General features: G+C 59.8%; 10 protein-coding genes and 1 pseudogene. 7 read left to right on the top strand and 4 right to left on the bottom strand.

Annotation, left to right across the window (positions count from 1 at the left end):
* Positions 1–8: 8 nt before the first annotated feature.
* Positions 9–1,334: an MFS transporter gene (locus AC4ANE_RS16495; RefSeq protein ID WP_005745896.1), complete on the bottom strand. Its 1,326-nt coding sequence runs from the start codon at positions 1,332–1,334 to the stop codon at positions 9–11.
* A 468-nt stretch (positions 1,335–1,802) separates the two neighbouring features.
* On the opposite strand from AC4ANE_RS16495, the gene AC4ANE_RS16490 reads away from it, so the two are divergent.
* Positions 1,803–2,516, top strand: a complete 714-nt coding sequence (locus AC4ANE_RS16490; RefSeq protein WP_002553932.1) for a FadR/GntR family transcriptional regulator — start codon at positions 1,803–1,805, stop codon at positions 2,514–2,516.
* A 13-nt stretch (positions 2,517–2,529) separates the two neighbouring features.
* On the opposite strand, the gene AC4ANE_RS16485 is transcribed toward AC4ANE_RS16490, so the two are convergent.
* Positions 2,530–3,621 (bottom strand): alpha/beta hydrolase, encoded by a 1,092-nt coding sequence (locus AC4ANE_RS16485; protein WP_031594939.1) that lies wholly within the window; start codon positions 3,619–3,621, stop codon positions 2,530–2,532.
* A gap of 227 nt (positions 3,622–3,848) precedes the next feature.
* Between AC4ANE_RS16485 and AC4ANE_RS16480 the strand changes: the two genes are divergently transcribed.
* The 5 genes and pseudogenes from AC4ANE_RS16480 to AC4ANE_RS16460 all read left to right on the top strand — a co-directional run bounded on the left by AC4ANE_RS16480 (position 3,849) and on the right by AC4ANE_RS16460 (position 9,367).
* Positions 3,849–4,940 carry a sugar diacid recognition domain-containing protein gene (locus AC4ANE_RS16480; protein WP_002553930.1) on the top strand — a complete coding sequence of 364 codons (1,092 nt, stop codon included), beginning with the start codon at positions 3,849–3,851 and terminating at the stop codon, positions 4,938–4,940.
* A gap of 111 nt (positions 4,941–5,051) precedes the next feature.
* Entirely contained in the window at positions 5,052–6,191 is a 1,140-nt protein-coding gene (locus AC4ANE_RS16475) for a glycerate kinase (RefSeq protein ID WP_002553929.1), read from the top strand.
* 180 nt (positions 6,192–6,371) lie between these two features.
* Positions 6,372–7,142 (top strand): annotated as a pseudogene (locus tag AC4ANE_RS16470) (MCP four helix bundle domain-containing protein); the annotation flags it as partial.
* Entirely contained in the window at positions 7,131–7,997 is an 867-nt protein-coding gene (locus tag AC4ANE_RS16465) for a methyl-accepting chemotaxis protein (protein ID WP_374191733.1), read from the top strand. The pseudogene AC4ANE_RS16470 and the gene AC4ANE_RS16465, both read left to right, overlap by 12 nt.
* Positions 7,998–8,122: 125 nt before the next feature.
* Entirely contained in the window at positions 8,123–9,367 is a 1,245-nt protein-coding gene (locus tag AC4ANE_RS16460; RefSeq protein WP_002553927.1) for a D-mannose isomerase, read from the top strand.
* A gap of 23 nt (positions 9,368–9,390) precedes the next feature.
* On the opposite strand, the gene AC4ANE_RS16455 is transcribed toward AC4ANE_RS16460, so the two are convergent.
* Positions 9,391–10,479: an AbrB family transcriptional regulator gene (locus AC4ANE_RS16455; protein WP_002553926.1), complete on the bottom strand. Its 1,089-nt coding sequence runs from the start codon at positions 10,477–10,479 to the stop codon at positions 9,391–9,393.
* 106 nt (positions 10,480–10,585) lie between these two features.
* Between AC4ANE_RS16455 and AC4ANE_RS16450 the strand changes: the two genes are divergently transcribed.
* The gene (locus tag AC4ANE_RS16450) at positions 10,586–11,488 is read left to right on the top strand and encodes a LysR family transcriptional regulator (RefSeq protein ID WP_002553925.1); all 903 of its coding nucleotides are present in this window, start codon (positions 10,586–10,588) and stop codon (positions 11,486–11,488) included.
* A gap of 14 nt (positions 11,489–11,502) precedes the next feature.
* Here AC4ANE_RS16450 and AC4ANE_RS16445 read toward each other — a convergent pair whose 3' ends face one another.
* A complete protein-coding gene (locus AC4ANE_RS16445) occupies positions 11,503–12,018 on the bottom strand; it encodes a nucleoside 2-deoxyribosyltransferase (protein ID WP_002553924.1) in 516 nt (171 codons plus the stop codon).
* Between the last annotated feature and the right edge of the window lie 28 nt (positions 12,019–12,046).

Raw genomic sequence — 12,046 nt, 5'->3', positions numbered from 1 at the left:
AACCTGCATCAATGCGTGGCCGGGGTATGGATGGCGGCTACCGGCGTCGCGCCTGGCTTGGGCGTATTGCGCGCAGCGAAGACGATGATCGCGGCAATGATCGATGTGACCGTCAGGCCATACAGCCCGCCCTGGATCGAGCCGGTGTGCTCTTCCAGCAAGCCGAAAGTGGTCGGTGCCACGAAGCCACCCAGGTTGCCCACCGAGTTGATCAGCGCAATGACCGCCGCAGCGATACGTGCATCCAGATACGCTTGCGGGATGGGCCAGAACAGCGACGAAGCCGACTTGAAACCCAGTGCTGCAAAGCAGATGGCAACGAAGGCGAAGATCGGGCTGCCAGTGGTGGACATGAACATCCCGGCAGCGGCAATCAGCAGCGCAATCGCTACCCACGCCTGCTGGCGCTTCCACTTGGCGGACAGCGTGGCGAAAGCGTACATGCCGATGATCGACAGCAGCCATGGAATGGAGTTGAACATGCCGACTTCAAAGTCAGTCAGGCTGCCCATTTTGCGGATGATGCTCGGTAGCCAGAAGGTCGCTGCGTAGATGGTCAACTGAATGAAGAAGTAGATCAGGCAGAACAGAATGATCTGGCTGTCCTTGAGCAACTTGCCGATGGAGGCTTTGACTGGCGTCGCCGCTTCGCGGGCAGCCTGTTCGGCATCGATGGCGCTGACCAGCGCGTCCTGTTCTTCGCGGGTCAGCCATTTGGCGTCGTGCGGTTTGGAGTCCAGCCAGAACCAGACGAAGAAGCACAGGCCCACCGAGAACATGCCTTCGATGAAATACATCCACTGCCAGCCTTTCATTCCGAAACCGGTGATCTGCAACAGCAGGCCTGATAACGGTCCCGAAATCAGCGAAGCGATGGCCGAGCCGCTGAGGAAAATGGCAATTGCCTTGCCGCGCTCAACCCCGGGCAACCAGCGGGTGAAGTAGTAGATCACGCCTGGAAAGAAGCCTGCCTCGGCCACACCCAGCAGAAAACGCAGGATGTAGAAGTGGGTTTCGTTCTGGATGAAGGCCATGCAGGCAGCAACGATGCCCCAGGTGAGCATGATCCGCGTCAACCAGATACGTGCGCCGACTTTCTGCAGCAGGATGTTGGAAGGGACTTCGAAGAGGGCATAACCGATGAAGAACAGTCCGGCACCCAGGCCATAGGCAGCAGCACCGATACCCAGGTCATGCTCCATGTGCGAACGCACAAAGCCGATGTTCACCCGGTCGATGTAGTTGACGATAAACATGATGACGAAAAGCGGCAGGACGTGACGTTTGACCTTCGATACGGCTGAACTCAGAACCGAATCAGTGCCGTCGGCCATCCTGGAATTGGATGTGCTCACAGTTGAATCTCCCACTCGTTGTTTTTATGCGGGTATGTGCGAAGTGTGTCCCTTGCATTGTCGGTCATCATACAAGTAAAAAAGGCTTGTGCAATCCCCTGATGCTGATGATTTGGACGATTGGGAAAGTTTTTCTGGATGCAGGTACATGCGCAGGGTGCGTCAGTATGACGATGTTAATTTAACATTTTTACCCATTGATTGCTGGGTATCAGCCTTTTTATGAGCCGGGTATGACCTATTCACGGGCCGTTTCTTTCAAGCTGTGCTATTGAAAAAAACGCTTCGAGGTAAATCAAGAGCTTTGACAGTGACAGATAGCTTGTAATACAAGTAAGACAACTGCGCAGGCCGATGCCACCGGCCTTTTTGCGCACTCAACCTCACATTCGCGCTGTCATGAACGTGATACGGCAGCCCGACCAGACAAGTCAGGATTCATTCGCCATGCAAGAGCCTGTCAGCGCAGCGCCCAAACGTCGTCAGCACAGCCTGGCCACCGATCTGGTCACCGAACTGAGCCAGCGTATTTTGCTGGGCAAAATCGCACCCGGTCAGAAGCTGCCTTCCGAAAACCAGATCGTTCGTGAGCACGGCGTCAGTCGCACTGTCGTGCGCGAGGCCATTTCCAAGTTGCAGGCGTCAGGGCTGGTGGTGACCCACCACGGTATCGGTACGTTTGTGCTGGAGCGCAGTGACCAGACCGGCCTGCGTCTGAAGGTTGAAACCGTTTCACGGGTGCGCGATATCATCGAACTGCGTATTGGCCTGGAAACCCAGGCCGTCGCGCTGGCGGCTGTGCGCCGCACCGATGAGCAACTGGCGGCCATGCGTCAGGCACTGGACGATTATCAGGATCTGCTGGCCAATGACGACAGTTGTGTGGAGGCCGACAAACGCTTTCACATGCTCATCGCCGAAGCCACCGGCAACCCGTACTTCATGGAAATCATGCAGCACCTGGGCAGCGCGATCATTCCGCGTAGCCGCATTGCGTCAAGCGAGCGGGCGGGCAATAACCTCGCGCATCAAGGCTATCTGGCCAACCTTGAACACGAAGCACTGCTCAGCGCTATTCGCCGCAAGGACCCGGATGCAGCGCGTGCGGCGATGTGGACGCACCTGAGCAACAGCCGTGAGCGACTGGTGCCGCTGGAGTAAGAGCCTTTGAGTTTTACTGTGTTGCATTCAGCACGCCGAGCATCACTTGGGTTTGCCACTCGAAATACGGGTTGAAGGTCAGGCGTGCGTGGATCTTGCCCGGTTCGGTATAGCCCCAGTCCGAATACCACACCGGCTCGCCCGCCATGCATTTCGCGGTGTCCGGTGTGCTCTGGCCGTTCCAGCAGATGCGCTGGCTACCGGATACGCCATAAAGCGGGTTATCCGCTGAAAAAAGCAGGCCCATGTGGGAAAAGCGGCTGATGCGGTATTCCGGCAGGTAGTCCTTGCGCACCTCGACGCGCGGCGTATTGGCAGCGCGGGCGGGCAGGTCGCCGTACCAGATCAGGCGACTGGCGGGGTTACTGAAGCGCTGGCTGAAATTGTCCAGCACGTAATCAGTGTCGAGTACCGAGTCGTGCTCGGCGATGGCGATGAACACCGGCTTGTCATAGCGACGTTGATGCAGGCGGTCCTGAGTCAGCGCGCTGCTGCGATAGAACTGGGCGAAACCGTTGGTGGGCATGTTCATGTAACGAACCGGCGTCTGCATCGGGCGCAGGCCGTCGTTGGGGGCGGCAAGCCACGGCCTGGCCCAGCCGATCCACGGGGTCAGCCAGGCATAGCCGCTGTTGGAACGAAATGCCGGCGAGAACAACACCAGCCCGGCAATTTCTTCGTGGTCATAGGCGTAATCGAGCACCAGATTGGCCCCGGTTGAAAAGCCCCCCAGATAGACTTTCGGCACCTCGCGGCTTAGCTGTTGGGTCTGCTCTCGCACCACCTGCTGCCACTGCTCCAGACGCACTTCGAGCATGTCTTCGGGCCTGGTGCCATGCCCCGGCAGCAGCACAGTCCTGACCAGATAGCCCTGATCGGCGAGTTTCTGTGCCACGTCATTGAATGACCACGCTGAGTCACCCAGCCCGTGCACCAGCAGAACGCCGCCTTTAGGCGTTCCAGTCGGGGTCCATTGGCGCGGCGCGTTCCAGCCCAGTTCGGCCTCATGGTCGGCGGTCTGGAAGTTGCGTTGCTTGCGGATCAGTTCAATGGTTTGTTGACGGTAGTCTTCAAAACGCTGCGTCGGTGCTTCGCTTTCCGCCATTGAGGTGCAGGCTTGCAGGGTCAATAGCGAGAGCAGACTGGCGAGTCGGGATTTGATCAAAAGGGGCCTGTGCACGTGTGTGGAAATTCAAAAGGTCGACGCGGGCACTCTGCCATGTACGTCGCGCCGGTGACCACTTTCAGGCACACTCGGGCGTTCTATAACTTCAACAAAATGTATCCATATGCCTAACCATTGCAAGCCTTGCCACGCGTCTGGAGCTTTTCATGTTCGCCCTTGATCGGGCGCTGGCCCAGGACATTGTCGACCGGGCCATGGCCATTCTGCCCTACAACGTCAATGTCATGGACTACCTGGGTATCATCATCGGCAGTGGCGACCCCGAGCGCTTGTGTACCCGTCATGAGGGCGCGCAGCGGGTGCTGGCCAACCGGCAGGTGGTGGAAATTGATTCGCAGGCGGCGTTGCAGCTCGGTGGCGTCAAGCCGGGGGTCAATCTGCCGCTGATGCTTGACCATCAATTGGTCGGCGTGCTCGGCATCACCGGCGAGCCCGACGAGGTCCGGGTGTACGGCGAGCTGGTGAAGATGACCGCCGAGATGCTTATGGAACACCGTCGTCAGCAGGCTGACCTGCAATGGCGGGCACAGCGCAGCGAAGACCTGCTGGCGCGCCTGCTGCTGCCGGATTGCCCCGATAGCCTGGTGGATGAAGCCCGCCAGCTTGGTTTGCAGCCGCATGTGGCGCGTCAGGTGGTATTGATCCAGTTTGACCAGCAAGGGCAGGTTGCCAGCCAGGTGGCAACCTGGCTTGGCACGCGTTACGCCGACAGCTGGTGCGTGCTGCGCGAGCCCACCTTGTTGTACTGGTGCCGCGCCACTGGCAAGGAACGTGACGATGCGCTGCTGCTCAAGCAGTTCGATGAGCACCGCTGGCCGGTGCTGCGCATGGCCACCGTGGCTCAGTCTGCTGACCTGCCTGCCTTGCGTCATGCCTGTGCGGCGGCGCGGGATCTGCTCGATTACGCCAGTCAGGCTCTGCCGGGGCAACGCTTGCTGCGTCTTGAGGCGTACCGTTTGCCGGTGCTGTTCTGGCGCTACCGCCACGACTGGCTGGCTGAAGACGTCGCCGAGCCGATTGGCCGTTTGCATAACCACGTACAACTGCTTGACACCCTGTGCAAATGGTTCGAGTACAGCGGCGAAAGCCAGGCCTGCGCCGAAGCCCTGGGCATCCATCGCAACAGCCTGCGTTACCGGCTGGAGAAGATCGGCGAGCTGACCGGCTGCGATCCTTACAAGACCAATGACCTGCTGCGTCTGTATCTGGGCACGCAGATGATCACTCGTCACGACTGAACACGGTTTTTGTTCAAATGCCCGATAACGGTTGCCGATCGTTGTGCGAAGGGCTGGCGGCAAACCCGGTGGCGGATGAGAGCATGCGAGCATCGGATATGGAGAACAACAATGAAAATAGTCATCGCCCCCGACTCGTTCAAGGACAGCCTCAGTGCACAGGCCGTTGCCGACGCCATCGCCAGTGGTCTGGCCGAGGTCTGGCCGCATGCCCAACTGATCAAATGCCCGATGGCAGATGGCGGGGAGGGCACCATCGAAGCGTTGCTGGCAGCCTGCAATGGTGAACTGATGAGCGCCCGGGTCAGCGGACCGCTGGGCGATCCGGTCCAGGCTCATTGGGGCTGGCTGGCCGAGAGCAGAACGGCAATCATCGAAATGGCCATGGCCAGTGGCTTGCAATTACTGACGCTGGCACAGCGCGATGCCTGTGTGACCAGCACAGCAGGTACGGGCCAGTTGATCTCGGCGGCACTGGATGCGGGTGCCCGTCGCGTGATTCTGGCCATCGGTGGCAGCGCAACCAACGACGGCGGCAGCGGCATGCTCTCGGCATTGGGCGCACGCTTTCTCGATGCCGACGATCAGCCCTTGCCACCGGGCGGTCTCGCGCTTGCCGATCTGGCCCGTATCGACCTGAGCGGCTTTGATCCGCGCTTGTCTGACGTGTGCGTCGAGATTGCCGCCGACGTCGATAATCCTCTGTGTGGACCGAATGGCGCCTCGCATATCTTCGGCCCGCAAAAAGGCGCATCGCCCGAGCAGGTTGTGGCGCTGGATGCCGCACTTGGGTGTTTCGCCGACCATTCGGCGCGGATCCTCGGTCTGGACCAGCGCAACAGCCCTGGCAGCGGCGCGGCAGGCGGAATGGGCTTTGCTGCCAAGGCGTATCTGAATGCCTCGTTTCGCGCAGGCGTTGAGGTGGTTGCCGAGCTGACCGGGCTGGAGCAGGCGTTGACCGGGGCCGACCTGGTCATCACCGGCGAAGGCCGTTTTGATGCGCAGACCTTGCGCGGCAAGACGCCGCTTGGCGTCGCGCGCGTCGCGAAGCGCCAGCAAGTGCCAGTGATCGTGCTGGCTGGAACGCTGGGCGAAGGCTACGAGCAGCTTTACCCGCACGGCATTGGCGCGGCCTTCGCGCTGGCCAGCGGGCCGATGAGCCTTGAACAGGCCTGTCGCGATGCCAGTCGCCTGCTGCACGACCGCGCGCGTGACCTGGCGCGGCTCTGGCAAATGGCGGCAGGACGCTGAAGGCTGCCCTTCGGGCAGCGCCTTGCACAGGCTCGGTCCAGTTGGCCGATCGGCCTTTTGAGTAAAAAACCTGATTATCACCAGCAATCCTAAAGAATTGTCGGACAAGGACGATACGCTCTCGGTTGTCTGACAACTTGGCGTCAGATACTGCCCTCCAAATACAAAAGAGCACTGGTCATGAATCTACGCACACTCACAATCGCTCGTCGTGCCGGTCTGGGTTTTACCCTGATTTCCCTGTTGGTGGCTTTACTTGGATGGTTCGCGCTGGCACAGATGTCGACCATTCGCCAGAGCGAAGTGGCAGTGGAGACCAATTGGCTGCCCAGCATGCGAGTGGTCAACGATATCCGGGAAATCATGCTGCGTATCCGGACCATCTCCTTGCGCATGGCGCTCGACACCGACCCTGCGAGCATTCCGACCTATCGCGGGCAACTGGACGTACGTCTGGGTGATCTGGACAAGAAGCTGGGCATTCTCAAGACGTTCGTCGACACCCCTGAAGAGAAGACCCTGACTGACCAGTTCATGGTCACCATGGGTCAATACCGCAGCGCGCTGGATCGCTCTTTTGTTCTCGCCGGGCAGGGCGACAGCACCGGTCTGAACAAGCTGCTGCTGGTCGATATGAAGCAGATCGTCGATGGCTCCGGCAAACAGCTCAATGATCTGGCTGATTTCTATGTCACCAAGGTGGATGCCGAAGGCAAGTCGGCCGAAGCCCAGTACGACAAATCGCGTGACATCGTCATTGTCTTTGTCGTTATCGCCGCATTGTGCACCATCGGTTTGGCGCTCTGGCTGACCCGCAGTATCGTGGGGCCGTTGCAACGTGCCGTCACTGCTGCCGAGCAGGTTGCCAACGGCGACCTGACCCATACCATCGAGGTCGACGGCGAAGACGAAGTCACCCGACTGCTGCGTGCGCTGGCAATGATGCAGGTCAATTTGCGTGAAGCCATGCGCCACATCGGCAGCTCGGCTACCCAGCTGGCGTCGGCGGCCACCGAGCTAAACTCGGTCACCGAGGACAGCTATCGCGGATTGAACCAGCAGAATGCAGAGATCGATCAGGCCGCCACGGCGATCAACGAAATGACCTCGGCGGTAGAAGAAGTCGCGCGTAACGCCGTGTCCACGTCGGACGCCTCCACCCAGTCCAGTACCTCGGCACTGGCAGGCCAGACGCGGGTGATCGAGACGGTGCAGTCGATCCAGACACTGACCGACAACGTGCAGGCCACCTCGACACTGGTGCAGAACCTTGCCAATCAGTCTCAGGATATCGGCAAGGTGCTGGACGTGATCCGCTCGATTGCCGAACAGACCAACCTGCTGGCGCTCAACGCGGCCATCGAGGCGGCGCGCGCGGGCGAGTCGGGCCGTGGTTTCGCGGTAGTGGCGGATGAAGTCCGTGCGTTGGCGCATCGAACACAGCAGTCGACGCTGGAAATCGACTCGATGGTCAATGCCATGCGCAGCGTTTCTGCGCAGGCGCTCGACTCGATGAACACCAGCCGCGACCGGGCCGATTCGACGTTGGCGCTGGCCAAGGGCGCGGGCGAGTCGTTGAGTGATATCACATCGTCGATCAATCAGATTTCCGAGCGTAATCTGGTGATTGCCAGCGCTGCGGAAGAACAGGCGCAAGTGTCGCGTGAAGTCGACCGCAACATCGTCAACATTCGCGATCTGTCCATGCAGTCGACTCAGGGTGCCAACCAGATCAGTGCGTCGAGTCATGAATTGTCGCGTCTTGCTGCTGACCTGAATCAGGTGGTCTCACGCTTCAAGGTGTAAAACCCTACATTGATACAGGTTGTGTCCGCTTGCCGACGATCGACCGGGCGCGCATTATGCCCTCGGTCGAAATGACCTCCGGTACAGTCTGGGCACAACCTTATCGAAGGGGGCGGCATCGCGTCATGGATAATAATAATCACACCTTCAGCAGTTGGCTGCGCTCGCCAGCCCATCATCAATGGCTGGCACTGGAAGGCAACCGTCTGTTGACCTTCGCCAAGGCTTCCCGACTCGACAACGGTTTTGGCAGTCTTGATGACTACGGCCGTCTGATGGTCGGCGCCACGGCCGAAACCATGAATACCGCACGTATGACCCACTGTTTTGCCATGGCCCATGCGCAAGGCATACCCGGCTGTGCCGCACTGGTCGATCATGGCATCGCCGCATTGCGTGGCCCGTTGCGCGATGCCGAACACGATGGCTGGTTCAGTGCCGCGCTCGAAGACGGCGGCAAAACCGACAAACAAGCGTATCTGCACGCTTTCGTCGCACTGGCGGCCAGTTCTGCCGTGGTGGCGGGGCGGCCTGGCGCGCAAGCATTGCTGTCCGAGGCCATCCAGATCATCCAGACCCGTTTCTGGAGCGAGCAGGAAGGTGCCATGCGTGAGTCGTTTGCGCAGGACTGGAGCAACGAAGAGGCCTATCGCGGTGCCAACAGCAACATGCACAGCACCGAAGCCTTCCTCGCGCTGGCCGACGTGACCGGCGATGCTCAATGGCTCGACCGGGCGTTGAGCATTGTCGAGCGGGTGATCCATCAACATGCCGGGGCCAACAATTTTCAGGTCATCGAGCACTTCACACAAAACTGGCAACCGCTGCCCGATTACAACCGCGAAAACCCGGCTGATGGCTTCCGGCCGTTCGGCACCACGCCGGGGCATGCCTTCGAGTGGGCACGGCTGGTGCTGCATCTGGAGGCCGCGCGTCGCCACGCCGGGCGTTCAAATCCGGAATGGTTACTGGATGACGCCCGCCAGCTGTTTGCCAATGCCTGCCGCTACGGCTGGGATGTCGACGGTGCGCCGGGTATCGTCTACACCCTTGACTGGCAGAACCAGCCAGTGGTCCGTCATCGCCTGCACTGGACCCACTGCGAAGCGGCCGCTGCTGCTGCAGCGTTGCTGCAACGTACCGGCGAGCAACAGTACGAAGATTGGTATCGCCGTTTCTGGGAATTCAACGAGACCCTGTTCATCGATCATGAGCATGGCAGCTGGCGCCATGAGCTGAACCAGCGCAACGAACCAAGTGCTGATATCTGGCCGGGCAAGCCGGACCTTTATCACGCCTATCAGGCCACGCTGTTGCCGGTGTTGCCGCTGGCACCCAGCCTGGCCAGTGCTCTGGCGGGGCATGAGTGAACGGCTGAGCCTGGCATCGGCAATCAGAGCGCAGGGATGCGTTTGTCGCTCAGGCGGATAATCTGCCGGGCCAGGAAACTGCCGGTCAGGATCACGCCGAACAGGCGCAGGGTCTGCATGGCCAGCACGAAGCCGACATCGGCATGAGTATCGATGGCAATAATGGCCATGGTGTCCAGGCCGCCCGGGCTGGTTGCCAGGTACACCGAGAGGTAATCCTTGCCCATCATCACTGCAATCAGCCAGGCCGACAGGGCGCACAGAACGATCAGCAGCAGTGAGGCCAGAATCATCATCGGCAGTCGTCGCCACACGTATTGCACTGTCGGCCGGTCGAAACGCAGCCCTACATAACAGCCGATAGCACCATAGCCAATTGGCAGCAGCCAGTCAGGAATGCTGATCTGCATGACGCCGCTCAGTTGCAGCGCGCCGCCCAGCATCAACGGCACCAGTAAGGCACCCGCTGGCAGGCGCGAGCCCAGTGCTACGCCCGTTACGATCACTGCCAGACTCAGGGCGAGGTCGATCAGGTTCAGGCTATGTAAGGCGGCTGCGGTGCTGTGCAGGTCAGCCCCGGAATCCGGTGCGCCGATGAAATGGCTGACCAGCGCGCCGATGGTGACCACGCAGACCACGCGCACATATTGCATGGTGGCAACGACTCGCGAGTCTGCGCCGTAATCCTCGGACATGGCGACCATCGCCGAAGCTGCGCCGGGCGACGTGCCCCAGGCGGCAGTGTTACTCGGGATTCCGCCAAAGCGCACCAGTACCAGACCCACCGCCGCGCTCAGCACCACAGTCAGGATCGTGGCCAGCAGCATGACGTGCCAGGACTGTAGCGCCGTGAGCAATACGCTGACTGACATGGCATGCGCAATCAGCACACCAACGGTGCCCTGGCCGAGTTGAAACGCCCGCTTGGGCATGCGGATGGTGGCGCCCGACACGCCAAAGCCGATAGCAACCAGCATGGGGCCGAGGAACATCGCAGCAGGCATATTGAACAGTTTGAGCAGTTGACCGGCAGCACCGGCCATCAGGATCAGGCCCGTCCATTGAGTCAACGGGGCAAGGGTGGAAAGTGAAAAGCGTGAAGCGTGTGACAAGGACGTTCTCCTTGAATCGGGTGGATCACATGCAAACAGTATCGACTTGGCAACCGATCAAGTCTATTTTCTAATAATCATGAATTGATAACTTTGGTTGATAGATATGGACCTGCGCGATCTCACTTATTTTGAAACCATTGCCGAACTGGGCCACCTCGGGCGAGCCGCGGAAAAGCTCAATCGCAGTCAGCCCGCGCTGACAAAAAGCATTCAGCGGCTGGAGGAATCATTCGGAACGCGGCTGTTTCAGCGTGACGGTCGACGCATCAAACTGACCCCGGTGGGTGAGCTGTTGCAGGCACGCGGCAAGGAACTGCAGCAGAGCATTGCCCAGACCCAGCGGGAAGTAAGGGATTTCGCCAGTGGCATGGTGGGCAACATTCGCGTCGGCTGCGCCGCGACGATGGCGGAATACCTGATGCCGAAACTGACCTCGGCCCTGTTACAGCGTACGCCGGATGTCACTTTCAAGCTGGTGATAGGCCAGGATGACCTGTTGCGTGAGTCGCTGCGTTCAGGGCAGCTGGACATGATCATCTGCGCACTGGCACCCGATAGCGAAGACGTCACCAGCTTCGCCATACTCAGGGACGAAGCCGTGGTGGTCGCCAGCAAACACCACCCGATCTTCAAGACCTCATTGAAGATGAGTGACCTCTGCGCGTATCGCTGGGTACTTCCGCCAGTCAGCGTTTCATCACGCAAGTGGCTGGACGCGACCTTTGCTGCCAACGGCCTGCCGCTGCCGACAGTGCAGATCGAGGCGAACTCGATCTCCCTGTTGCCAGGCTTGATTGCTCAAAGCAACCTGCTGAGCTTCATCGCCCGCGAGTCGCTGGAGTTTGGCAAGACCATGCAACACCTGCGTGAAGTGCCACTGGAACAGACCACGCTCAAGCGCACAATCGGCGTGACCCTGCGCAAGGGCGGCTACCTGTCGCCAGCGGCAGAGGGCATGTTGCAGATGCTGCGTGACAACGGCGGGGACTTTCTGGGTTGGGGGTGAGCGCGTGCGTTCAGCTACTCGCCGGGCATGACCTTTAAGCCATTCAGGTACCTTGCCAGTGCCTCGGCACCCAGCTCCACGGTAGAGCTGGTACCCGCCCAGCTACAGGCGAGCATCAGGTTGCGGGGCAAGTCGAAGTCCTCAACCATAAAGCCGTCGCGATCAAACCCGTGTTCATCATGAGAAACCAGTTCGCGCAACGAGGTCACTGGCTCGAAGTACGCCCAAACGGGCTTGTTCAATGCCACCGCCATACCGACTTCAAATGCGCTGCCCGAATCCGGCTCCAGACCGCGAAACACATTCAGGTTGACCAGTACGGCAGAGCAGCGATGAATCATCGCGATATTCATCGAGTAAATCTGCTGCGCAGTTTCATGCGGCGTGCGCCCGAGGGTCACTTCATTGTCGAAGGGGTACAAACCTTCAAGCCCGTGTGCCGAGCATAACGCCTTGAGGTAGCGTCCGTACTCGACGGCGTCGGGCCGGAACACGTCGAAGCCTGCGAGATAAACCAGTGGCGTTTGCATATCCGACTCTTGGCTACAGAGGTTATCC

The organism is Pseudomonas sp. Pme6b, from assembly GCF_058129925.1.
This window is presented reverse-complemented; position numbering and strand designations above follow the sequence as displayed.

What these genes read in the sequence shown, in the direction of transcription:
- AC4ANE_RS16445 (WP_002553924.1), bottom strand. Translation starts at nt 12,018, where the DNA reads ATGCAAACGCCACTGGTTTATCTCGCAGGCTTCGACGTGTTCCGGCCC.
- AC4ANE_RS16495 (WP_005745896.1), bottom strand. Translation starts at nt 1,334, where the DNA reads ATGGCCGACGGCACTGATTCGGTTCTGAGTTCAGCCGTATCGAAGGTC.
- AC4ANE_RS16490 (WP_002553932.1), top strand. Translation starts at nt 1,803, where the DNA reads ATGCAAGAGCCTGTCAGCGCAGCGCCCAAACGTCGTCAGCACAGCCTG.
- AC4ANE_RS16450 (WP_002553925.1), top strand. Translation starts at nt 10,586, where the DNA reads ATGGACCTGCGCGATCTCACTTATTTTGAAACCATTGCCGAACTGGGC.
- AC4ANE_RS16465 (WP_374191733.1), top strand. Translation starts at nt 7,131, where the DNA reads ATGATGCAGGTCAATTTGCGTGAAGCCATGCGCCACATCGGCAGCTCG.
- AC4ANE_RS16480 (WP_002553930.1), top strand. Translation starts at nt 3,849, where the DNA reads ATGTTCGCCCTTGATCGGGCGCTGGCCCAGGACATTGTCGACCGGGCC.
- AC4ANE_RS16475 (WP_002553929.1), top strand. Translation starts at nt 5,052, where the DNA reads ATGAAAATAGTCATCGCCCCCGACTCGTTCAAGGACAGCCTCAGTGCA.
- AC4ANE_RS16485 (WP_031594939.1), bottom strand. Translation starts at nt 3,621, where the DNA reads ATGGCGGAAAGCGAAGCACCGACGCAGCGTTTTGAAGACTACCGTCAA.
- AC4ANE_RS16460 (WP_002553927.1), top strand. Translation starts at nt 8,123, where the DNA reads ATGGATAATAATAATCACACCTTCAGCAGTTGGCTGCGCTCGCCAGCC.